The 22,597-nt window shown below is 58.2% G+C and carries 15 protein-coding genes and 4 pseudogenes; 4 read left to right on the top strand and 15 right to left on the bottom strand.

The features are described from left to right. Nucleotide 1 precedes the first annotated feature (1 nt). The 3 genes from AC4ANE_RS18685 to AC4ANE_RS18675 all read left to right on the top strand — a co-directional run bounded on the left by AC4ANE_RS18685 (nt 2) and on the right by AC4ANE_RS18675 (nt 5,234). Nucleotides 2-2,035, top strand: coding sequence for an LTA synthase family protein (locus tag AC4ANE_RS18685; RefSeq protein WP_031597956.1), 2,034 nt, complete (start codon nt 2-4; stop codon nt 2,033-2,035). Between the two features lie 350 nt (nt 2,036-2,385). Beyond that, complete coding sequence (locus AC4ANE_RS18680) at nt 2,386-3,000, top strand: biliverdin-producing heme oxygenase (RefSeq protein ID WP_460408459.1); 615 nt, start codon at nt 2,386-2,388, stop codon at nt 2,998-3,000. Next, complete coding sequence (locus tag AC4ANE_RS18675) at nt 2,997-5,234, top strand: ATP-binding protein (protein WP_460408458.1); 2,238 nt, start codon at nt 2,997-2,999, stop codon at nt 5,232-5,234. The genes AC4ANE_RS18680 and AC4ANE_RS18675 overlap by 4 nt, the downstream gene beginning before the upstream one ends. 47 nt (nt 5,235-5,281) lie before the next feature. On the opposite strand, the gene AC4ANE_RS18670 is transcribed toward AC4ANE_RS18675, so the two are convergent. The 4 genes and pseudogenes from AC4ANE_RS18670 to AC4ANE_RS18655 all read right to left on the bottom strand — a co-directional run. After that, nucleotides 5,282-5,923 (bottom strand): hypothetical protein, encoded by a 642-nt coding sequence (locus tag AC4ANE_RS18670; protein WP_002554354.1) that lies wholly within the window; start codon nt 5,921-5,923, stop codon nt 5,282-5,284. Next, nucleotides 5,920-6,429, bottom strand: a pseudogene (locus AC4ANE_RS18665) (hypothetical protein); the annotation flags it as partial. The pseudogene AC4ANE_RS18665 and the gene AC4ANE_RS18670, both read right to left, overlap by 4 nt. Before the next feature lie 116 nt (nt 6,430-6,545). Beyond that, nucleotides 6,546-7,229 carry a permease gene (locus AC4ANE_RS18660; protein ID WP_460408456.1) on the bottom strand — a complete coding sequence of 228 codons (684 nt, stop codon included), beginning with the start codon at nt 7,227-7,229 and terminating at the stop codon, nt 6,546-6,548. Then, nucleotides 7,226-7,891, bottom strand: a pseudogene (locus AC4ANE_RS18655) (hypothetical protein); the annotation flags it as partial. The pseudogene AC4ANE_RS18655 and the gene AC4ANE_RS18660, both read right to left, overlap by 4 nt. Before the next feature lie 52 nt (nt 7,892-7,943). Between AC4ANE_RS18655 and AC4ANE_RS18650 the strand changes: the two are divergent. Further along, nucleotides 7,944-9,203 carry an IS256-like element ISPsy17 family transposase gene (locus AC4ANE_RS18650; RefSeq protein WP_054082596.1) on the top strand — a complete coding sequence of 420 codons (1,260 nt, stop codon included), beginning with the start codon at nt 7,944-7,946 and terminating at the stop codon, nt 9,201-9,203. Nucleotides 9,204-9,258: 55 nt separating this feature from the next. Here the strand turns inward: AC4ANE_RS18650 and AC4ANE_RS18645 are convergent. From AC4ANE_RS18645 to AC4ANE_RS18595, 11 genes and pseudogenes are all read right to left on the bottom strand, one after another. After that, nucleotides 9,259-12,006, bottom strand: a pseudogene (locus AC4ANE_RS18645) (toxin VasX); the annotation flags it as partial. A gap of 292 nt (nt 12,007-12,298) precedes the next feature. After that, the gene (locus AC4ANE_RS18640; RefSeq protein WP_002554350.1) at nt 12,299-13,069 is read right to left on the bottom strand and encodes a DeoR/GlpR family DNA-binding transcription regulator; all 771 of its coding nucleotides are present in this window, start codon (nt 13,067-13,069) and stop codon (nt 12,299-12,301) included. A gap of 39 nt (nt 13,070-13,108) precedes the next feature. Beyond that, complete coding sequence (locus AC4ANE_RS18635) at nt 13,109-13,795, bottom strand: SDR family NAD(P)-dependent oxidoreductase (protein WP_002554349.1); 687 nt, start codon at nt 13,793-13,795, stop codon at nt 13,109-13,111. Nucleotides 13,796-13,849: 54 nt separating this feature from the next. Continuing rightward, nucleotides 13,850-14,974 carry a sialidase family protein gene (locus AC4ANE_RS18630; RefSeq protein WP_002554348.1) on the bottom strand — a complete coding sequence of 375 codons (1,125 nt, stop codon included), beginning with the start codon at nt 14,972-14,974 and terminating at the stop codon, nt 13,850-13,852. Beyond that, nucleotides 14,961-16,376 carry a sodium:solute symporter family protein gene (locus AC4ANE_RS18625; protein WP_031595782.1) on the bottom strand — a complete coding sequence of 472 codons (1,416 nt, stop codon included), beginning with the start codon at nt 16,374-16,376 and terminating at the stop codon, nt 14,961-14,963. The genes AC4ANE_RS18630 and AC4ANE_RS18625 overlap by 14 nt, the downstream gene beginning before the upstream one ends. A 78-nt stretch (nt 16,377-16,454) precedes the next feature. After that, nucleotides 16,455-17,489 (bottom strand): 4-hydroxythreonine-4-phosphate dehydrogenase PdxA, encoded by a 1,035-nt coding sequence (gene pdxA / locus AC4ANE_RS18620; protein WP_460408454.1) that lies wholly within the window; start codon nt 17,487-17,489, stop codon nt 16,455-16,457. Next, nucleotides 17,482-18,741, bottom strand: a complete 1,260-nt coding sequence (locus tag AC4ANE_RS18615; RefSeq protein ID WP_002554345.1) for a four-carbon acid sugar kinase family protein — start codon at nt 18,739-18,741, stop codon at nt 17,482-17,484. Before AC4ANE_RS18615 ends, pdxA begins: the two co-directional genes overlap by 8 nt. Further along, nucleotides 18,738-19,907, bottom strand: coding sequence for an iron-containing alcohol dehydrogenase (locus tag AC4ANE_RS18610; protein ID WP_031595786.1), 1,170 nt, complete (start codon nt 19,905-19,907; stop codon nt 18,738-18,740). The genes AC4ANE_RS18615 and AC4ANE_RS18610 overlap by 4 nt, the downstream gene beginning before the upstream one ends. Nucleotides 19,908-19,917: 10 nt before the next feature. After that, nucleotides 19,918-20,403, bottom strand: a complete 486-nt coding sequence (locus AC4ANE_RS18605; RefSeq protein WP_235208760.1) for a dihydrodipicolinate synthase family protein — start codon at nt 20,401-20,403, stop codon at nt 19,918-19,920. 91 nt (nt 20,404-20,494) lie between these two features. After that, nucleotides 20,495-20,812: pseudogene (locus AC4ANE_RS18600) on the bottom strand (dihydrodipicolinate synthase family protein); the annotation flags it as partial. Nucleotides 20,813-20,982: 170 nt separating this feature from the next. Beyond that, the gene (locus AC4ANE_RS18595; protein ID WP_002554342.1) at nt 20,983-22,308 is read right to left on the bottom strand and encodes an MFS transporter; all 1,326 of its coding nucleotides are present in this window, start codon (nt 22,306-22,308) and stop codon (nt 20,983-20,985) included. Nucleotides 22,309-22,597: the final 289 nt, after the last annotated feature.

Here is a 22,597-nt window from a genome sequence, read left to right as displayed (position 1 = left end):
GATGAGTTGGTTGCAATCGCGACACCTGCACTATTGGCTGAGCGCGGTCATATTGGTATTCCTGCTGTCGGCGTTACTGAGGGGGGTGTTTTTCTTCGGATTTTCTGGCGTCGAGCCGGGCGCCCTGTTTACCCATGGCGAGGTTGCGCAGACGCTGGGTATCGGCGTGCGTTTCGACCTGCGTCTGGCGCTGCTGATACTGCTGCCGGTCGCAGTGTTGCTCTGGTTGCCGCGCTGGAACATGGTCAGCCAGCCGGTCTTGCGCTGGCTGGCGCGAGGCTATCTGATTGTTGCGCTGGCTGTTCTGACGATGATTCATATCGTCGACTTTGGTCATTACGCCTATCTCGGGGTCAGGCTCAACGCCAGCGTGATGCGCTATCTGGAGGATGCGCAGATTTCCCGGGACATGCTCTGGCAGACCTATCCGGTGCTGTGGATCACTGCCGGCTGGTTGCTGACCGTTGCAGCGCTTGGCTTGGCGCTGCTCAGGCTTGAACGTGTCACTCTGGACCGCCAGGCCCGGCCGCTCAATCGCTGGTCCGTGGTCTGGGGTTCGGCACTGGTGGTCTGTGCGACCTTTCTCGGTTTGCTGGGCCGGGTCGAGAATCTCAATCTGGAAAATCCCGTACCGTTGCGCTGGAGCGATGCATTCTTCTCCGGCAACAGCCAGGTCGCGGCACTGGGGCTCAACCCGGCGCTGTTCCTGTACGACACGCTCAAGGTCTCCCAGTCCCACTTCGATGAAGCCCAGGTGCGCGAGCACTATGAGTCGGTCGCGCGCTATCTGGGTGTCCAGCAGCCAGATGCGCAGGCCTTGAACTTCAAGCGTCACCAGCCTGTGCAGCCTTACCGAGTGCGCAGCGAGCGGCCGCCGAATGTCATGTTCGTCATGCTTGAATCACTGGGCACCAGTGCTGTCGGTGCCTACGGCAATCCGCTGAACCCGACGCCGAATCTGGACCACCTGGCGACTCAAAGCTGGTTCTTCAAGCACTTCTATGTGCCGGTGACCGGCACCGCAAAAACGGTCTGGGCAAGCATCACCGGGGTGCCTGATGTGACCCGGCAGGAAACGGCCACGCGTCATCCGCTGCTGACCCGTCAAAACACCATCATCAATGACTTCAAGGGCTACGAGAAGCTGTACATGATTGGTGGCAATTCCGGTTGGGCCAACATGAACGCGTTGATCCGCCGCAGTATCGATGACGTGCGTCTTTACGACGAGCGCGACTGGAAGTCGCCGCAGGTGGATGTGTGGGGGATTTCCGACCTGGATCTGTTCAAGGAGAGCGACCGGATTCTGCGCGCGTTGCCAGCTGACAAACCGTTCTTCGCCTACGTACAGACCGCTGGCAATCACCGGCCATTTACCATCCCCAAAGACAACGATGGTTTTCAGGTCAGCGACAAGACACTGCAGCAGGTCCAGGCTGCCGGTTCGCGAAGCGTGGAGCAATACAATGCGGTGCGTCTGCTGGACTTCAATATCGGTCGGTTGATGGAACTGGCCAAGGCGGGCGGTTATTACGAAAACACCATCTTTGTGCTGTTTGGTGATCACAACACACGCATTAGCCAGATCCCGCACATGGCCCCGGCGTTCGAACAACTGGGGCTGGAGAGCAATAACGTTCCGCTGTTGATTCATGCGCCCGGCCTGCTGGGCACCCGGGTAGTCGATGACGCGGTCGGCCTTGCGGATCTACTGCCGACACTGGCGGGAATGACCGGTATGCCATTCACCAGCGGCACGATGGGCCGTGACATTCAGCAGCCCGCCCCCGAAGGCGAGCGTGTGGTGCCGTTGGTACTGCGTGAAGGCACGTTCCCGCTGATTGGCGGTGTTACCCGTAACTACCTGCTGCAAATGGAGCACGATGGCAGCTCGCCCACGCTTCACGATCTGTCTTCCCCCACGCCGCTGGATAACGTCGCCGAGCAGAACCCGCAAGAGTTCGAGCGGCTGCGTGACCTCACTCGCGGTCTGCATGAAACCTCGCGAATGATGCTGTATCAGAACGTGCGTTGATCACCCGAACCGCGCCAGGCGCAGGATATTGCGCAAGCCTATGGTCAAGGCCGTATGCTTGCGTAATGATGGCATCTGTATTTGATGATGTTAAAGTGCTTGCCAATGTGAACCCTGCACGGATTAAAGACGTACATGGCGCTGTTTTCGACTATCGTCACCAGTCAAGAGCAAGTTCTTCGGGCGGTATAAATAGCTGACCGAGACACTGGCTATTTTTCTGGTGGATTATGGTATTTCATCGCTAATACCGGAAAAAACTGTCGGATTTTGCTTCGAATCTGTATTTTGGCGGCCTGTTTTCGCTCGGATGCGTTTTTTGTCTATTGCACACTCAAGAGCCTTCCTGGATGCCGGCAAGTTTTTCATGTGTTACCCCGCTGAAACTGCTTGATGCACTGCGTGCTGAAACGAGTCAGCTTCACGTTAAGCTCGAAAAACGCATGCCGTTTTTTTCACCCGCGCTGGATCATGCTCTTTACCTTCGCTTGCTTAAGGCTTATTACGGCTTTTATGCACCGCTTGAAGCTGCATTGCACGACAGTGCCTTGATGCCTGCGGAGCTTATCCCGCAAGATCGGGTCAAAACCGCTGTGCTGGTCGAGGACCTGCGTGCTCTGGGTCTGTCTGATGACGACATCAGGCAACTGCCTCGCTGCGAGCAATTGCCAGCAGTGGATACGCCCGGTTCATGCCTGGGAGTCATGTACGTCCTTGAAGGTGCAACGTTGGGCGGGCAGGTGTTACGGCGCGAAATAAACAGGCGACTGGGTCTGGATGAGCAGAGTGGAGCGGCCTTTCTCGATGTTTACGGTGCCGATACCGGGCCACGCTGGAGGGCGTTTTTGAACCACCTGGATGCAGTGCCGCGAGAAGTTGTTTTTATTGACGCCGCAGCGTTTGCGGCGCAGTCCACATTTGCATGTTTCGAGCAATGGCTCGATAGTCAAGAGGTACTGCTATGAGCCAACTCGACAAGGACGCTTTTGAAGTCCTCCTGGCCAATTGTGCGGATGAGCCTATTCAGTTTCCCGGAGCCATTCAGCCTCACGGTCTGTTGTTCACTCTGGAAGAGCCAAACCTGACGATCCTGCAGGTCAGTGCGAACGTGCAGAGCGTGCTGGGCCATGCACCCGAACAGGTTCTCGGTAAAGGCCTCGAGCATGTTCTGGGGGCCGGCTGGGCCGAGGTGATCAGAAGCGCCAGCGCTCATGATTTGTTCGTTGATGCGCAACGCTTGCTGATGACGGTCAATGGCATCGAGTTCGAAGCCTTGATGCACCGCAATCAGGGGGTACTGGTTCTGGAACTCGAGATTCAGGACAAGGACGCGCAAGCGGTCAGTTATACCGAGCGCACTGGCAACATGGGCCGTATGTTGCGTCAGTTGCACGCTGCGAGTGATCTGCAAACGCTGTATGAAGTCAGTGTCCGCGAGATCCAGCGTATGACCGGTTACGACCGGGTACTGATCTATCGTTTCGAAGAAGAAGGCCATGGTCAGGTGATCGCTGAAGCGTCTGCACCCAGCATGGAACTCTTCAACGGCCTGTTCTTTCCGGCGTCGGACATTCCCGAGCAGGCGCGCGAACTGTACCGCCGCAACTGGCTGCGCATTATTCCTGATGCCGATTACACCCCGGTGCCATTGGTGCCTCAATTGCGCCCCGACACTCAGCAGCAACTCGATCTGAGTTTTTCGACGCTGCGAAGTGTTTCGCCGATCCACTGTCAGTACATGAAAAACATGGGCGTGCTGTCGTCCATGAGTGTTTCGCTGATTCAGGGCGGCAAGTTGTGGGGCCTGATCAGTTGCGGGCACCGTACCCCGTTGTACGTGTCCCACGAACTGCGCAGTGCCTGCCAGGCGATCGGTCAGGTGTTGTCGCTGCAGATCAGCGCGATGGAAGCGCTGGAAATAAGCCGTCAGCGAGAGGCGAAAGTCAGGGCGCTCGAGCAATTGAATCTGGTCATGGCCGAGTCCGAAGAAAACGTCTTTGACGGTCTGGCGCAGCAACCACAGTTATTGATGGATCTGGTAGGCGCGAGCGGCGTCGCCATCATCGAAGACCGGCAAACGCATTGTTTCGGGGCCTGCCCGGAGGTTTCGGATATACGTGCGCTGCACACATGGATGATTGCAGGCGGCGAGCCGGTGTATGCCAGTCATCATCTTTCCAGCGTCTACGCGCCCGGGGAAGCTTACCAGCCAGTCGCCAGTGGTGTATTGGCCATGAACTTGCCCAAACCTGTGGATAACGGCGTGATCTGGTTTCGTTCCGAGGTCAAGGAAAGCGTCCAGTGGAGCGGTGATCCGAACAAACCGCTGAACATGGAAAGCTCGGAAGGCGGTATGCGCCTTCGGCCGCGCACATCGTTTGAAATCTGGAAGGTCGAAATGACCGGGATTGCGCCAAAGTGGAGCCATGGCGACGTATTTGCAGCTAACGACCTGCGCCGCTCCGCGCTGGAAAACGACCTTGCCCGCCAGGTGCGCAAGGAGCAACAGGCCGTTCGTGCCCGTGACGAACTGGTAGCGGTCGTTTCCCATGACCTGCGCAACCCGATGACGGTCATTTCCATGCTCTGCGGAATGATGCAGAAGTCGTTCAGCTCCGATGGGCCACACACCTCGCGGCGTATTTCCACGGCAATCGACACCATGCAGCAAGCAGCCAGCCGCATGAATGTGTTGCTCGAAGACCTGCTCGACACGTCGAAAATCGAAGCAGGCCGCTACACCATCACACCGCAGCCACTGGAAGTCAGCCAGATTTTCGAAGAGGCCTACACCTTGCTGGCTCCGCTGGCGTTGGATAAATCCATCGAGATTTCCTTCAATGCCGAGCCCGACCTCAAGGTCCAGGCCGACCCGGAGCGCCTGTTTCAGGTGCTGTCTAACCTGATCGGCAACGCCATCAAGTTCACCCCGAAACTGGGCAAGATCGGCGTGGCGGCGATGTCCAACGGCACTGAAATCGTGTTCACCGTGCGTGATTCCGGCGAAGGCATCCCTCCCGAGCAATTGCCGCACATCTTCGAACGCTACTGGACCGTCAAGGAAGGCAACCCGACCGGCACCGGTCTGGGTTTATACATCTCCCAAGGCATCATCAAGGCACACGGCGGTGAACTGGCTGCGCAAAGCCGGGTGGGCGAGGGCAGCGAGTTCCGCTTCACGGTGCCAATCGCAGTTTGATCGCTTTCTCAGGCTTGCAGTGTGTGTCGGCTCAAGCCTGAGTTGCGTCAGCCCTGATGCCAGTTAGTGGCTTTTTCGATGTATTCAGCGTTCGCCGGAAGTACCTTGCGCAGAAACGCGAGGTACTTGTCCATAAGCGCCTTGCTGGGAAAACGCGCGGCGAATCCGCTGGTTATATCCTCGCAATGGATAATGACCATCAGACGTCTGTGATCAACCGTGACAAATTCATGCAAATGCCACGGGGCGGTTTGTCGATGGTGGACGGGGTTTTCCCAGTTCAGCAGTTTGATGGCTGTGATAAAGGCCATCGCCACTGGGCCGATCAGGAAGAGCAATGATCCGGTGAGAAGGGCGACGAGGACGAATGCCAGGATGACGAAAATAGCGATGCCTTTGAAAAGTGCGGAGGCGAAGTCGGGGTAGTGGAGGTAATACTCGACTGTGGCACCGTCGGTTTTTAGGCTGTAGTTGTAGATGGTTTTTTGGCGGATGAGCAGGCCTACGAAATAGGCAAGAATACCGGCCAATGCTAATAAAGTTCCCACTAATGAGTAGAGGCTATCTGAAAACATTATCCAGCCTCCCCACATATAAAGTGTGCATCCTGTTATCGCAAGTGTTTTGATCTTCCAGTTCAGAGCATCTCTACCCTGTGGCAAGGTTGGGTTGTTTTCTTGTTGAGTCATAATGGCGTACCCTCTGCGACTTCTAGAGCCAGCGTACCGACCCTGTTTGATGCCTTCACTTCAAGTTCCACAGCAGCCAATCCATCAATAGCGGTATCACCTCTTAGGCCAAGCTCTATCTGAAACAGATAGCTTCTATCGTCTTCGCCAGGGCTTAAACGACTGGCCGGATACCAGATTTGCAGCTCAAGATATGTCGCGTCCTTGTTCAGTGGCACCCAGGTTTCCCAGATGAGGTCTTCATTTTCTGGTGGCATAAGAGGATAGGTGAAGTCTTCACTCGCTTTGCCAGCTTGCTTGTTGGTAAGCGTCCCGAACTGTTCGGCCTTCCTGAATTGCCCGCGGTCCAGAAAAGCTTGATGCAGTGGGTCGTCCATTTTTTCTACAGGTAGCACTCCCCATTGTCGCTTGCTGCTGACTATGTTGAAGTGCACGGACTGCCCGGGTAATAGACTTGGCAAGCGCACTTGTACTCCTGCGCCATTTTGTAGCGCTACGCTGTAGTAATATCGGGTGCGATTAAGCAACCACTGGTTTATGCAACCGAGCAGCCAGATAGGGTGAATACCAGAGATCTCGTGGTTCGGCCTTAAGGGAGTGCTTATTGAGGTCGGCAACGGGGCTACCATTTCCAGGCTTTTTCCGTGAACTCAGTTGTTGGGGGGAGCACGGTGTGGAGAAACGCGAGGTATTTGTTAAACAGCACCTCATGCTGGAATCGGGCCTCAAAGCCTAGTGTGACATCCGTGCGGTGTGTGACGATCATCAGCCGTTTACGGTCGACGGTCACAAAGTTGTACTCATCCCAAGGCAGGTTTTGTTCATGGTGAATGGGGTTTTCCCAGCTGAGTAGCTTGAGGGCTGCGATACAGGCGATGGCTGCCGGCCCGACCAGGAAAAGCAGTGAGCCGGTGAGAGCGGCGATGAAGACGAATATCAGGATGACGGCTATGGCAATGCCCTTGAAGAAGGACGAGGCGAAGTCGGGGTAGTGAAGGTAGTACTCCAGGTGGGCACAGTTGGTTTTTATGGTGTAGTTGTAGATGGTTTTTTGGCGGATGAGCAGGCCTATGAAGTAAGCCAGAACCCCTCCAAGGGCAAGTATCAAGCCCGCTAGTAGAGGCGGGTTTTTTAAAAATACTTTCCAGCCCCCCCAAATAAAAATTGAGCTCCCGGTCAGATGAATTGCGGCAAATATGGACTGCGCTATCATGATTTCTTTAGGTGATTTAGCCAGCGTTTTTATTTTCCAGTTTAGAATGTCTCGGCCTTTTAGCAGGCATGGGGAGGGCGTCTGTTGAGTCATAAAGGAGTACTCTCTGCGACTTCCAGAGTCAGGGTGCCAATTCTGCTTGATGCCTGTACTTCAAGCTCCACAGCAGCCAAACCATCAATAGCGGTATCGCCCCTTGTGCCAAGCTCCATCTGAAACAGATAGCCTCTATCGTCCTCACCAGGATTGATCAGATTGTTCGGATACCAGATTTGCAGCTCAAGATACGTTGCGTCCTTGTCGAGCGGCACCCAGGTTTCCCAGATGAGGTCTTCGTTTTCAGGTGGCATGAGAGGATAGGTGAAATCTTCACTCGTCTTGCCAGCTTGCTTGTTGGTAAGCGTCCCGAACTGTTCGGCCTTCCTGAATTGTCCGCGGTCCAGAAACGCTTCATGCAGAGGGTCGTCTATTTTTTCTACAGGTAGCACTCCCCATGGTCGTTTGCTGCTGACGATGTTGAAATGCACAGATTGCCCGCGTAACAGATTGGGTAAGCGCACTTGTACCCCCGCGCCATTTTGTACGGCTACGCTGTAGTAATCGCCTTTGCCAAGGTAACGGTCTTCGTAATGCACGGTGCTTTTTGCATGGACCTGCGGAGATAATTGAATTTCCATCAGCGCGCGCACTTCTTCCTGCTCACCTTCGGCAGTCTCAGCGTAACGATAGGCTAGGGTTCTCGACCAACAGCACTGAGACTGTCAGAAATTTTGTGTTCGGGCATAACATGTAGCTAGAGGTGCATGTATGCCGACCAAAAAGAAGTCCGCCAATGCAACAGCGAGGGAGTTGCCCTCGATTCCCCAAGAGCTGATCGAGCAGTTTGTTAAAGGCCCGATGAGCGCCGAAGCCATTCAAGACGCGTCCATGGCGTTCAAGAAGGCTCTGATCGAGCGTGCGCTAGGCGCCGAGCTGGGTCACCACCTTGGTTACCCTCAGGGCGCGGAGCGCCCTGAGGAGTCGACCAATCAGCGTAATGGCAAAAGCAGCAAGACGGTTCTGACCGACGACGGGCCGCTTCGCCTGGATATCCCCAGAGACCGCGATGGTAGCTTCGCCCCGATCCTGATTCCCAAGCACGAACGACGTTTTACAGGCTTCGACGACAAGATAATTGCCATGTACGCCCGGGGCATGACGGTGCGTGAGATCCGCGCTTTTCTATCTGAGCAGTATGGAACTAACGTGTCCCATGACTTCATCAGCTCAGTCACCGATGCGGTCATGGAAGAGGTGGGCACTTGGCAGCAACGACCCTTGGAACCGATGTATCCGGTGATCTTCTTCGATGCGTTACGGGTCAAAATCCGGGACGAGGGGTTAGTGTGCAACAAGGCTATTTATCTGGCGCTGGGGGTATTACCTGATGGCACGCGCGACATTCTGGGTATATGGATCGAGAGCACCGAGGGTGCCAAGTTTTGGATGAAGGTGTTCAACGACCTCAAGACTCGTGGCGTTGAAGATGTTCTGATCGCCGTCACGGATGGCCTCAAAGGAATACCGGAGGCGTTGGGGGCGGTTTTTCCTGCCACGACGCTGCAAACCTGCATCGTGCATCTGATCCGCAACAGCTTGGACTATGCCGCTTGGGATAAACGTCGGGCACTGGCCAAAGCACTCAAGCCGATCTACCAGGCGATCAATGCAGATGTGGCTGAGCAAGAGCTTAACGCCTTTGAAGCGGGCCCCTGGGGCAAGCAGTATCCGACTGTGGTTGCTGCATGGCGTCGCGCCTGGGATCGGGTTATACCGTTTTTTGTTTTCCCGGCGGGCATCCGCAAAGTGGTTTACACGACCAATGCCATCGAGAGCATCAATGCCCAGTTACGCAAGATCATCAAGACTCGAGGGCACTTCCCGACCGATGAGGCCGCGACGAAACTGATATGGCTTGGGTTGCGCAACATCACCGCCAACTGGGGTCATGCGGCACACGACTGGAAAGTGGCAATGAATCAATTTGCGATCCTGTACGGAGACCGATTTACCAGACCGAGCTGGTAAAACAAGGGCCTGCCTGACGGCAGGCCCTAACCAGCCCGAACACAAAAAAACTGATACTCCCACAGCACTTGCGTAGCCACCAGCCAACACTGTCTTGCTTGAAATAATTCAGGGCCATCGTAGCGATGAGATAAATAAAACCAGTTGCCATCAAGGCTACGCTGAACCAAGGATTCATCGCGATAATCGTAAAAACACCAGCGGGAAAAATGCCTGCCAATAACTGGGCTGCAGAACCCAATCCCATTACCAATACAGAAAATCCCTTAATGCCAATTCCGTATTCTTCTCCTGATGTTTTTGCTTCGTGAAAATCATCTGTGATACCAAATAGTTCAAGCGTAACTGCTGCTACCCCAAACCCACCCATCGCCACCATCGAAACCCTGAACCCACGTATTGCATTACCCCACGTCGCATTTCCCTTGGTTTTCCAATACGCACTGGACCTGTCCAGAATTGCCACATTCTTGCCGTCAATCAGCTCCGGCGTCGCATCCCTTATTACGCTCCACGGCGCTTCAACAAACACCGCCATCAACAGATTGAAGCTGTAACCCAGTCCATACGTGACCTTGCCAATATCCTTGGCACTGAAGTCTCCATCACGAGTAACGTCCCGGTAAGTGAGCGCGGTATTGATGAAGTTGAGCATGATCACACCCCAGGTGATCGAGCCCGCAGTGCCGCCGAGTCGGTCGGTCCAGCGTTTGGCTTGGGCCAGCCAGTCCTTGGCCAGGGTTTTGCCGGACTGGAAGTACTGGCGAATCTCGTCCTGCAGTAATTTGGCGTATTCGTTGTTCTGGAAGTCGAGCAGAGCGGGGATGCTCAGTTCGTGGACGCGCAGTTTCTGTTTATGGGCGTGCAGGTTGCGAGCGGTGCTTTGGCGTGTGTTGTAGGCATTCGGATAGAGCCACCGGCGACGGGTATCGCTGATCTGCTTGTTGAGGACCTGCCATTCGCGGGTCCACTGTTTGAGCTTGGTGAATACCTGTTGATCGACTGCGATGCGTGCCGTCGAACCAAGCAAAATCTGGCCAATCAACAGGGTGCGAAGCAACGCGACGATGTTCTGCTGTTTGCCCAGGGCCATGCGGCTGTCCATGGGTACCCAGGCCAGCAGGATGCTCTCAAGCGTCGTTTTACCTGCGCCGCTGGCCAGTTCGCCGAGGGCTTTGAAGGTGCCCTGAACGGGTTGCTTCAGCGCCTTCATCCACGGTTTGTCGGCAAAGCCCTGGTGATTGAGAGCACCATTGAGTTCGCCAATGCGCGTGGCTAGGTTAGTGACGTCGCCGAGGCCGTTCAATAGCGCGTCGGCCTCTTGGTGCAACGCCTGTTTGAGCGCGGGTGAGAAGCCGTAGCGCAAGGTACCAAACAGCGTGCTGGCGTTGGCTTCCTGCTCGGCCAGCCAGGTGGTGGCTGCGCTGTCCTGGGCGTAAATGATCTGCAGGTTGAGCATGATCGTTTGCAGGTACAGCAGCTGTGTTGGACGGGTGGTATCGATAAACAGCTTGAGCGGGTCTGTGCCGATATGTGTTGCCCAGAGCTGAAAATCGCGTTGAGTGTCACGCACCTGTTGCAGCAGTGCGTCTCCGCTTGGCAGATGCTGTTGAAGATACTGACGCGCGCTGCCCAGATCGACTTCGCGTCGCCATTTGTGGCGATCTTTCCAGGTCTGTGCGGCCTCTTCAGTAGGGGCGCTGCCGTAACGTGCTTCGATCGATTTGCGCATGTCCAGGCTCTTGAACATGTCCGGCAGCAGTAGAAAATCTCCGGGAACGTTGCTGCTGCTGATCTGTGCCTCTTCAAGGATGCATTGCTCGAAGTACGCTTCGACCTCGCTCAGGTACTGGTGCGTGCGAGCCGCATTGCCGCGCACCGACGCTGGCAGTTTTTGCGGGTCGCTCTCGGCACCACACAGTCCGGAGACAGTCTGGGCGATCTGGATCTTGTGTTCGTGCTCGGCTTGCCAGTCGCGAAAAGCCGCCTGATCAGCGGCCAGTTGCATGCCCAGATCATTGAAAACGGCCAGCGGGTCATCAAGGGCGATGAGCAGGGAACTGTCCTGATCGTCGACGCTGCCTTGCCAAAAAACATCAGCACCCAGTGGTGCCCATAACGGATGTGTTTCGGCGTCTTCCGACAGCGGGCGAGCAGTGGGGATCGCCGAGTCAGCGAAACGGCCGTCGTCGGCAACATGGCCCTTGTCGATGTCCGCCACGGCCTCGGCGATACGGTTCAACGGCAGGGTGTCCGGCTCGGCCATGGTGATGCAGTAGCTGGCCAGATCCAGCGCTTTCATCCACAGCGCACGGCTTGGGGCGCTGGAGCGCATATGCTCGCAAACTCGCCATGTCCATTGCTGCGGGGAAAAGGCGATGTGCAGTGTGTTACGTCGCGGGTAGAGCAGAAAGGGCTTGCCATCACTGGCGCCACTTCGCTGGTCATTGCCGATCTGCGCGTCCGTCCAGACAATGCGGCTCAGATGGCCGTTGTTTGCTGAGGCGACATATTCATGCAGCGTCCCGGCCGTTTCGTCGAACACATAGACGTAGCCATCGTACAGCTGGCGAAGGGTGTAGCTGCGTGTTTTCAGTGTCGGCATCAGCGCCCATTTGCCCTGTTTCGGCAACGGCTTCAGTTGCTCCGGCGCGGCGTCGTAGCGGGAGCGATCCAGCGCGTAGCGCACCGGCACGATGGCGACGTTCGGTCCTCTGAAAGGACAAAGGCTGGTGGCCGTCGCCGGAGTCTTGGGGAACAGTGCGGCGCGTCGTTGCTGGTGCGTGCCGTGCTTATCGGTCATGTGGGAAACTCTCTGCGCAGAAACGGGCAATTTCGCCCGCTGTATGCAGAAGTACATTCCAAGATGCATGCCGACAATTTTTTATCTATTTAAAACAAATAGATAGCGTTTAAAGGTTTAAAAAAAGCTCAATGGCCAGACAAAAAATGCGAAATATTGCGCAGGCTTTTGCGCATGTATGCGCAAGCTCGTTTAGGTGCTGGAGGGCTTTGTGTATGGGGCGTGACCAGTTTCAGCGGTCATGTGATGCGCAAGAATTTGCACATCACGGTTTTATGCTATGAGCGTGAAGTCAGCCGGGCAGGGCAATTTCCACCTGAATGCTTTTGCGCGCCTTGAAAGGGGCGAGCAGTGACTCGTCATCCACCGGGTTGGTGATCAACGTCCAGGGCTGGCGTAACGGTGTCCAGTGCTGCTGACGCGCGCGGCCCAGCTTGGTGATGTCGGCCAGTACGAAGACCTGTGCGGCACGCGCCAGCATGTTTTCCTTGAGGTACGCCTGCTCGGCGCTGGCCTCGCACAGGCCCAGTTCGGCCACCACGCCGTCGGCACTGATGAACAGTTTGTCGGCGCTCAGGTGTTCCAGCGCTGCCTGCGCCGCCACGCCATAAGTCGACATGCTCGATGCCCGCAGTGTGCCGCCCAGCACGGTAATACGGCCATCGGGTATCAGCGCCAGATCGCTGAGTGCCAACAGGTTGTTGGTGATTACATGCAACCCGCGGCGCTGGTTGAGAATGTGCGCCAGTGCGCTTGTGCTGGTGCCGCCTTCAAGAAACAGCGTGTCGTGATCGTTGATATGCGCCAGCGCGGCACGGGCGATGTCCATTTTTTCCTGGCTGTGCTGGCGGCTGCGCTCTTCCAGCGAGGTTTCCGGTTCGCGCTGGCCGACATGCGCCGCACCGCCATAGGTGCGCAGGATCAAGCCATCTTCGGCCAGGGCTGTGAGGTCGCGGCGTACGGTGGCTTCCGAGACGCCCAGTTGGGCGCACAGCTCGTCCACATTGGATTTGCCGGAAAGAACCAGTTCGAGTATCGCTTGACGACGGTTGGCGACTTTCATTACAGCCCTTGCATTAAAGCCTGGAAACGGGATGCAACCTTACAACGACGCACCGCCGCACACCACCAGGCTTTGCCCGGTAATTGCACCCGCGTCGGGGCCAAGCAGAAAGGCCGCCAGACCGGCGATTTCATCCGGTTGCACAAAACGGCCGATGGGCGGTTTTCGCGGTGGCGTGCCACTGCGTCCGGGGGCCAGCAACATGGGCGTTTCGGTGGCACCAGGGGCGATCAGGTTGACGGTGATGCCGCGTGGTGCCAGTTCGATGGCCCAGGAACGAACCATGCCTTGCAGCGCCGCTTTGGTGGCAGCGTACTGACTGCGTCCGGCGGCACCCTGCATGGTCCGGCTGCCGATCATCAGAATCCGCGAACCGGCGCGCAGCCGTGGGTACAGCGCGTTGACCATGTGACTGGCAGCGGCGACATGCAGATGCCACATGGCCTGGCCATCGGCGTCGTTCAGATCGCCCAGCGGCGCGGTGCGCATGAAGCCTGCCGCATGGATCAGCGCATCGATGTGTGGCGTCTGTTGCAGCGCCTTGTCCAGCGCGGCGAAGTCATTGAGGTCGCACTCGCGCCATGTGAAGTTCGGGTTTTGCAGGTCCGGCGCACGCCGGCTCAGACCGGTGACCTGCAGGCCCTTTTCCAGCAGGCGCGTGACAATGGCTTTGCCGATGCCGGAGCTGGCACCGGTGACGAGTACGGACTGAATCGGTTCGGGCATGACATGGGTTCCGCAAAGGTGTCGATTGGCAACAGGCCAATCGACGCGGGTGGGTCAGCGGATCGCGTTCAGCGGCAGGTGAACATGCTTGATCTTCTGCCGGAAGTAGGTGAACGCGACGTGCAGGCTGCCATCGGCGGCCTGAATGATGCTGGGGTAGGAGAACTCGCGATTGAGCTTTTCCTGCGAGTTGTTGGTCAGGCAGAACCCGTCCCCCAGCTCCAGGTCCAGCCGGGTCGGCCAGCTGTGCCCGCCGTCGCGGGAGATCGCCAGGCTCATCGGTGCGCGGGGGATGCCCCACACCGCTGCCTTGCCGTCCTGACGTGCGCCCGGTGTGACGCGGTCGTCGCCCTCATCCTCGATTTCGTCGTACAGCGAGGCCCGGCGCTGGGCGTGGCCCTCGGCACTGACCGGATTATAGACCAGAGCCAGTTCGTCGGTCGCCAGCTTCACGAACTGGATCGACGAATTGTTATTGGGCAGTTCGGTCGGCGTCGGGGCGCTCCAGGAGCGGCCACGGTCGGTTGAGCGGCTTCTGTAGATAAAGTCTGCCCAGCGGCTGCGGAACAGGCCGAGCAGGCTGCCATCCGGCAATTGATGAACATTCATGTGCACGCTGCCGGTGCTGTCCGGCACGTCATGGCGAGACCAGCTGTGGCCCTGATCGGTGGAGATCATCACCGCGCTGACATCATGGTTGCCAACCCACTTTTCGCCGGGCCCGGTGATGCAGTACCAGACCGGCAGCAACCAGTCGCCGTTATCCAGCACCACTGGCGGCTGGCGCACAAAGGTGCCGGGCTCGTCGAACAGGGTATCAATCGGCCCCCAGCTTTGGCCGTTATCCAGTGACAGACGACGGCGGATGATGGCGGTCTCCTGATTGCCGGAAATCTGTGCTGTCCAGATCAGCCACAACGGGCCACCGGGTGCCTGGAACAGAATCGGGTTCTGTTCCGAGCGGGACGCATCTTCGGACATCTTCTGCGGCTCGCTCCAGACGCCGGTGGCCGGGTCGCGGCGCGACAGCAGCACGAAGATGTCGGCCATGCCCTCCTGAGTACCGGCGAACCAGGTACACAGCAGCGTGCCGTCGGCCAGCTCGTGCAGGTTCGCGGCATGGTTCTGCGCGTAAGGCGTTGGCAGGAATGCGTCCTGGCGGGTATCAGCGGTTGGCATGAGGAACCTCGGTTTGAGCAGGTTTGGACGACGCGGACTGCGGCAGCAGTCGCTCGATGGCAATGACGATAGCCGGTGTCACCAGCGCGATATACATGTTGTCGATGCCGTAGGGGTTGTTCAGCAGATACCAGACGCTGGTGGTGATGGCTGAAGCGATCAACCCCAGGGTAGCGCCTCGGCCCGAACCGAAGAACGGCAGGTAGATCGCGATCATGGCGACCACGGCAATCGACAGCCGCAGGGCACGGGTAAAGAACGACAGGTTAAGGATCTCGGGCACGAAGAATACGAAGAACAGCGGCACGAAACCGATCACCAGTGCAATCAGGCGGGTGGTTTTGAACTCCTGATCCACCGACGGCTTGCGCCACGGCACGTAGAAGTCACGGACCACCAGCGAGGCGATGGCCAGTGCCACGGTGCTGACGCTGACGAAAATCGAGGCAACCAGCGAGATGGTCACCACGCCAGCCAATACCGGGCTCATCGATTGCAGGAAGATCGGCAGGGCGTACAGGCTGCTCATTTCCGGGTGCAGGTATTTGGAGGCGACACCGATGAAGCCCAGCGCCAAGGCAATCGGGATGCACAGCAGCGAGGCGTAGAAGGTCGAGCGGCGTGCCGCGTTCTGATTCTGGGTCGAGGAGATGGCCTGAATGATGAACTGCGTGGAGAAAATCGCGCCGACCGTGCCGATGATCCAGGCCATGATTTTCGAGCCGCCGATGGCCCCGTCCCACGTGAAGTAATGCTCGGGCATGTTCTGCACCACGGGGCTGAAGCCGCCGGTCATTTTCAGCGCCACGCCCAGCACGATCAACACACCGATGTATTTCACGCCGGTGTGCAGGATGCTCATGTAGGCCACGCTTTTCAGGCCGCCAAACACGTAGTACAGCGTGCTGATGATCGCCGTGATGAACGCCGCGGTGGTCAGGTTGATTTTCAGTACCGTGGCAATGGCTGCCGCGCCGCTGACGTAGTTGCCGACGTTCACCAGCAATAGCGCGTAGATCATGATGATCGAGACCGCGAGCTTGGTGGAGGTGCCGTATTTTTTGGCGATGAAGCCGGAAATGGTGAATTCGCCGGAGCTGTACAGCTTGCGCGCCATCAGCAGGCCGAATAGCGGGAAGCCGATGGCTGCGGCGATCACTGACCAGGAGGCGGCAAAACCGCTTTCGAAGGCCGCTTGTGCCGTACCGACCGTAGACTTGGCGCCGATGAATTCGGACATCATCAGCACGCCGACGACGAAGGCGGGCATGGTGCGCGAGGCGACCATGTATTGCTCGCTGGTCTTGCTGCGCAGGCGCATGCTCATCCAGGTGGTTATGACGATATAGACGACCACCATGCCGATGATGATCGAGGTGTCTTGCGCGTTGAAGGTATCCATCAGTCTCGCTCCATTGTTGTTGTTCTGGCGCGTTATGGGGTGCCGCTGGGGATCGTTGGGTCAGTACCGGTAACGACCTCAGACGGCGATGGAATTGCGGGTGTCGCGTTTACGGGTTGCCAGCTCCACGGCCTGACGCATGGCTTCGATAAGGCTGCGTTCGTCGGCAATGCCTTTGCCGGCAATGTCGAAGGCGGTGCCGTGGTCTACCGAGGTACGAATGACCGGCAGGCCGATGGTTACGTTGACGCCGGCTTCCAGGCCCATGACCTTGACCGGGCCGTGACCCTGATCGTGGTACATCGCAACCACCGCATCGAAGTCGCCACGTCCGGCGCGGAAAAACAGCGTGTCGGCGGGCAGCGGGCCTTCCACACGCCAGCCGCGGGCGTGCAGTTCATCGATTGCGGGCTGAATCTTGGTGGCTTCCTCGCCATAACCGAACAGGCCGTTTTCCCCGGCATGCGGGTTGATGCCGCACACCGCGATCAACGGATTTTCGATACCGGCGCGGATCAGGGTTTCCCGGGCGCGTTCTATGGTGCGCTTGACCAGCCCTGGCTCGATCCGCGCAATGGCGTCGATGATGCCGATGTGCGTCGTGACGTGAATGACGCGCAAGGTCGGGGTCATCAACATCATCGAGACTTCTTCGATGCCCAGCAGGTGCGCGAGTATTTCGGTGTGGCCGGGGAAAATATGCCCACCTGCGTGCAGCGCTTCCTTGTTCAGCGGGGCAGTGCATATGGCGTCCAGCTCACCGGCCTGAGTCAGTTGCACGGTGCGCTCGGTGTAGCGGAAGGCTGCATTGCCGGCCACCGCTGACAGTTTGCCGTAGGGCAGGTCAGCGGGTATCAGGCCCAGATCGATGCAGTCCACCGTGCCCTGGGTGAAACGGGCTTCTGCAGGGCTGGCGATGCTGTTGACGCGCAACTGGCTGCCGACGATGCGGTTGGCGTCTTCCAGGCGTTGGGCATCGCCGATCACCAGCGGACGGCAGGTGGCGTACACCGAGGCGTGGGTGAGCATTTTCATGATGATTTCCGGTCCCACCCCGGCGGCGTCGCCCATGGTGATACCAATGACGGGACGTTCAGACAGACGCTCAGACATAGGAAGCTTCCTCGTTGAAAGGGGTGCCGGTCGCAGCCGGTGCGTGGAGCATTTGCCAGGCGGTGAGCAAGGTGTCGGGGTTGCCGAACCCCCCGGCTTTGGTCACGACATTGAACGTGTGCTTGCCCAGTCGGGCCTCGGCCAGAACCACGCCGGTGGCCAGTTCGCCAAACAGCGTCAAGCGTTTGATATCCGCTGCAATCAGAATGGCTCTGGCGGTTTCGCCACCGGTGGCTACCACTGAACCGGCATGGGGCAGGGCGGGGGCCAGCCACTGCGCCAGCGCGTTGCTCAATGTGGCCGCCTGCGCCGGGTCGCGTTGTTGTTGATCGAGGCGTACCAGCACATCTCGCCCGGTAGCCAGATGCTCTTGGAGTTGCAGGTATGCTGCGGCGCGCTCGGCGTGCGCATCTTCATTGAGTAACATTGCCGGTTGCAGTGTCAGGCACAGTGGCTTGCTGGCCTGTGCGAGTCGGTCGGCCTGGGCCTGGGAATGCCGGGACATGCTGCCCACCACGGTCAGCACCGGAGAACGCGGCTCGACCTTGATCGGCAAGGCTTCGGCCAGCTCGAAGGCGTGCGGTAGATGGCGAGCCAGCCCGGCCGAGCCGACCCAGAACAGTTCTTCATGCCAGGCCACCGATGCCTGGGCCAGTTGCAGCAGGTCACTGTCCAGTTGTGCATCGCAGACCAGCGCCTGCACACCCTGTTCAAGTGCGTTGCGCAATGTGGTTTTGAGCCGTGAAGAATCACGTAGGGTGTCCAGGCCGAGCCACTGGGTACGCAGGCCCTGCGCGACAAACAGATCCAGCAGGTTGCCGGTGCCGTGCAGGTTCTCGTTGCGCCAGACATCGCTCTGATCGACTGGCACACCGTCAATCAATTGCACGCCCTGAACGGTCGTGCGTTTCATGGCCGGGAACGCCGGAGCGACCAGCGCCATGCCGCGCAGGCCTTGCAAGGCATCGACCTCACTGGCGACGTTGCCGCGCAGTGTGGAGTCGATTTTCTTGTACAGCGCCATACCGATTCGGGATTGCTGTTGCAGGGCTGCGCGGTTCTGTTCGGCGGCCTGTTGCGGGTCAAGGCGACGTGAGTCGGCATCAATGGCGATCACCCCCGACAAGTCTTTGGCATTGCCGGTCAGGACCACATGAGTGTCGATCCGTGAAGCAAAGTCCGCTGCGCAATCGGCTGCCCCCGACAGGTCGTCAGCAATGATCAGCAGGCCCGGAAATTCGGCGCGGCTCATGGCAGCAGGCACCGATACAGTTGCTGGATATCATCCAGGCTGAGGACTTTGGGGTTGTTGGTCATCAGGCGTGTGACCTTGGAAGCCGCTACCGCCATGTCCGCCAGATGCTCTTCGGCAACCCCGAATTCACGCAGGTTCTGTGGGATGTTCAGCACCTGGGTCCATTGGCGAATCTGTCCGATCAGCTTGTGGGCAGCGGTCTCGTTACTGTCGTCCTGCTGTGCCACGCCGCAGACCAGTGCCGCACGCTTGAGGCGTTCGGCGCAGCTGTCCAGGTTGAAAGCCATCACGTGAGGCAACAGCATGGCGTTGGCCACGCCGTGGGTGACGTGAAACTTGCCACCCAGCGGGTAAGCCAGTGCATGCACCGCTGCGGTTCCGGCGGCGGTCAGCGCCAGGCCCCCATACATCGAGCCCAGCAGCATGTCGCCACGTGCGCGAACCGATTCCGGTTGTTGCCAGGCTTCGACAATGCTGCCTGCGATCAGGCGCATCGATTCCAGCGCAAACGCATCGCTGATCGGGTTGGCCTTGGTGGAGATGAAGGACTCCAGCGAGTGGGTGAAGGCATCCATGCCGGTCGCGGCGGTGATCGGGCGCGGCAGGCTGAGGGTCAGCAGCGGGTCGAGAATGACCAGCGTCGGCAGCAGATGACGGCTGACGACGCCTATCTTCAGTTCTTCATCGGGCAGAGTGACGATGGCATTGGGCGTCACTTCCGACCCCGTACCGGACGTGGTCGGGACCAGCACCATAGGCTTGCCGGGGTGAGTCACCTTGTCGATGCCCAGCAGGTCTCTGAGCGGTGTGTCGTTGGTCAGCATGACGGCGAACAGCTTGGCGGCATCCAGCACGCTGCCCCCGCCAATCGCGATCAGGGCTTCCGGGGCGTGCGGCGCGACATCTTCGCGGAATACCCGCTCGATATTTTCCAGCGTCGGTTCGATTTCGACGTTATCAAGCATGTGCACACGGATATTCTGCGCACTGAGTTGCTCGGTGACGCGCTGGGTAACCCCCAGGTTATGCATGGCGTTCTGAGTAACCAGAATTACGCTTTTGACCGGCACATCGAGCAGCGGCAGTTTTTCGCTCAGCAGGTCGAGGCTGCCGGGGCCGTGGAGCACATGTTTCACAGTCTGGAAGTGGTAAGTAGCAGACATCGCGATTACCTCAGGCTTGGCGGTAGACGGCCAGCAGCTTCTGGAGTTTTTCCAGTGCGGCGGCATCGAGCGGCTGCACGGGCGCACGGCACGGGCCGACCGGGACATTGAGCAGTTGCGTTGCGGTTTTCAGCACCACCGGCATGGTGCCCAGCGCGAAGGCATCGCGCAGCGGGCGCAGGGCTTCCTGCGCGGCACGGGCCGCTTCGTGGTTGCCTGACTGGAAGTTGTTCCAGATCGACATGACCACCTCCGGCACGGCGTTGGCGGTTGCGGCAATAGCGCCGTCACCGCCAGCCAGCAGGTTCCAGTAGATCAGCGAGTCGGTTCCGGCGAACACCGCAAAGTCGTCGCTGCGGTACTGCATCATCTGCACCAGTGCGTCGAAATTGCCGGCGCTGTCCTTGATGCCCTTGATCTGCGGATGCTGGCTGAGGGTTGCCACGGCACCGATGCCGATCGACATGCCGGTCTTGGCCGGGATGTTGTACATCATCAGCGGCAGCTCGGCAGCTCGGCAGCTCGGCAGCGTCGGCGATGGCGGTGTAGTGCTTGATCAGTTCGGACTGGCTGATGGCATTGAAGTACGGCGTGATGATCGACAGGGCATCTGCGCCCACATCAATCATCTTTTTGTTCATTTCAATCACTTCGTGCGTGGCGAACGCGCCGGTACCGACCACAACCGGCACACGTCCTGCCACGGCTTCGACAGTGATTCGAGCAATTTTGAGTTTTTCCGATTCGGAAAGGGTGAAGAATTCGCCATTGGTGCCCAGTACGAAAAGCCCGTGAACGCCTGCATTCAGGAGGTTTTCGATCAGATTGCGCAGGGCTTGCTCGTCGAGTTGCTGATCAGCGGTGAAGGGTGTGACCAGAGCTGGGATGATGCCGCGAAATTGCATGGCCAGGTTCTCGTTTTATTTTTAGTAAAACGATAATGATTGAATCAATCATTTATGGCAAGCGTTTTGATCGTTTTTTTCATTTTTCGGTAGGGTTTCTGCCTGAAAGTGACAGGTTCAATCAAAAAGCCAGGCACATGGCCTGGCTCAAGAGAACTGTGTGGTTAAGTTCAGGCGGTCGCCGCAACCTTGCCTTTCGATTGACGACTGACTCGCAAGGCCACCAGGCTGCCGACGATGGTCAGCGCGGCCAGCGAGTACAGCGCAAGGGTGGTCGAGCCGGTCTGGTCCTTGATCCAGCCCACCAGATACGGGCTGAGGAACCCTGCCATCTGGCCGATCGAGTTGATCAGCGCCAGCCCGCCCGCTGCAACGCTGGCGCTGAGCAGTGCGGTTGGCAAGGGCCAGAACATTGGCAGGCTGGTGAGGGCACCCATGGTCGCGATGGTCAGGCCGAGAATGGCGATGATGGGCATTGTCGCGAAGTTGGCGGCGATGATCAGGCCCGTGGCGCCCATCAGCATCGGCACCACCAAATGCCAACGGCGCTCATTGCGCAGGTCGGCGGAGCGGCCGACCAGCAGCATGAACACGCCTGCCATCAGGTAAGGCACGGCGCTGATCCAGCCGATCACCAGGGCATCGCTGAAACCGAGGTTCTTGATGATTGACGGTAGCCAGAAGTTGATTGCGTAGACACCGCTCTGAATGCAGAAATAGATAAAGCCCAGAATCCATATGAACGGCATGCTCAGCACCGAAGCCACCGAGCTTTTACCCTGCACCGGACGGCTCAGTTCATCGTTGGTGATATCGGTCTTGACCCGCTGACGCTGCGCGGGCGTCAGCCAGCGGGCATCCTCGACCCTGTCGCACAGCAGAACGAAGGCCAGCACACCCAGCGCCACGGTAGGCAGCCCCTGAATCAGAAACATCCATTGCCAGCCGGCCATTCCGCCCTGGCCCGCAGCGAAATGGTTGAGAATCCATCCGGAAAAAGGACCGCCCAGCAGTCCGGAGACCGGAATGGCCGACATGAACAGTGCCATGATCCGTCCGCGACGCTGGTTCGGATACCAGCGCGAGAGGTACAACACGATGCCGGGGAAGAAGCCGGCCTCTGCCATGCCGGTCAGAAAGCGCAGGACGTAGAACTCGACTGGCGTGGTGACGAACAGCAGGCAGGTCGAGAAGATGCCCCAGGTAATCATCATCAGGCCGATCCAGCGGCGCGGCCCGAAGCGGTTCAGCGCCAGATTGCTGGGCAAGCCGCACAGCACGTAGCCAATGAAGAAGATACCGGCACCGAGGCCATAGACAGTCTCGCTGAAACTCAGGGCGTCGAGCATCTGCAGCTTGGCGAAGCCGACATTCACGCGGTCCAGGTAATTGAACAGGTAGCAGATGAAGATAAACGGAATAAGGCGCAGGGTGATACGACGGTAGACATGATTGCCGTCAGCGTCGCCCGCCTCTTGGGTCGAGGTAGCGGTCATGGCGTGTGTTCCTCTGTGCTTGTTGTTTTTATGCAGCTATGGAGCTGTCAGGTGCACTGCCGATCATAGAGTGGTGCCCATGAAAACGCTTTGGGGTTTTGCACGGCTGTGGAGGGCCTGCGTTGTGTGATTGCACAACGCAGGGCTCTGCGCTGGCGTGCATTGCATTGCATGGCTGCGCATCCTCTTGGCGACGCTGCTCAAGACCGGACGCAGAGCTCACTACCGCTATCGTGCGACGCTCGGCGTCGGCATGCTTTTCAGGACGCTCTGCGTCCTCATACGCAAT

The organism is Pseudomonas sp. Pme6b (genome assembly GCF_058129925.1).
This window is presented reverse-complemented; position numbering and strand designations above follow the sequence as displayed.

Bases quoted from the DNA above. Each gene is read 5' to 3' on its own strand.
- AC4ANE_RS18675 (WP_460408458.1), top strand. From the start codon at position 2,997: ATGAGCCAACTCGACAAGGACGCTTTTGAAGTCCTCCTGGCCAATTGT.
- pdxA (WP_460408454.1), bottom strand. From the start codon at position 17,489: ATGTCTGAGCGTCTGTCTGAACGTCCCGTCATTGGTATCACCATGGGC.
- AC4ANE_RS18595 (WP_002554342.1), bottom strand. From the start codon at position 22,308: ATGACCGCTACCTCGACCCAAGAGGCGGGCGACGCTGACGGCAATCAT.
- AC4ANE_RS18640 (WP_002554350.1), bottom strand. From the start codon at position 13,069: ATGAAAGTCGCCAACCGTCGTCAAGCGATACTCGAACTGGTTCTTTCC.
- AC4ANE_RS18685 (WP_031597956.1), top strand. From the start codon at position 2: ATGAGTTGGTTGCAATCGCGACACCTGCACTATTGGCTGAGCGCGGTC.
- AC4ANE_RS18660 (WP_460408456.1), bottom strand. From the start codon at position 7,229: ATGACTCAACAGACGCCCTCCCCATGCCTGCTAAAAGGCCGAGACATT.
- AC4ANE_RS18680 (WP_460408459.1), top strand. From the start codon at position 2,386: ATGCCGGCAAGTTTTTCATGTGTTACCCCGCTGAAACTGCTTGATGCA.
- AC4ANE_RS18635 (WP_002554349.1), bottom strand. From the start codon at position 13,795: ATGCCCGAACCGATTCAGTCCGTACTCGTCACCGGTGCCAGCTCCGGC.
- AC4ANE_RS18630 (WP_002554348.1), bottom strand. From the start codon at position 14,974: ATGCCAACCGCTGATACCCGCCAGGACGCATTCCTGCCAACGCCTTAC.
- AC4ANE_RS18625 (WP_031595782.1), bottom strand. From the start codon at position 16,376: ATGGATACCTTCAACGCGCAAGACACCTCGATCATCATCGGCATGGTG.
- AC4ANE_RS18670 (WP_002554354.1), bottom strand. From the start codon at position 5,923: ATGACTCAACAAGAAAACAACCCAACCTTGCCACAGGGTAGAGATGCT.
- AC4ANE_RS18610 (WP_031595786.1), bottom strand. From the start codon at position 19,907: ATGTCTGCTACTTACCACTTCCAGACTGTGAAACATGTGCTCCACGGC.
- AC4ANE_RS18650 (WP_054082596.1), top strand. From the start codon at position 7,944: ATGCCGACCAAAAAGAAGTCCGCCAATGCAACAGCGAGGGAGTTGCCC.
- AC4ANE_RS18605 (WP_235208760.1), bottom strand. From the start codon at position 20,403: ATGATGTACAACATCCCGGCCAAGACCGGCATGTCGATCGGCATCGGT.
- AC4ANE_RS18615 (WP_002554345.1), bottom strand. From the start codon at position 18,741: ATGAGCCGCGCCGAATTTCCGGGCCTGCTGATCATTGCTGACGACCTG.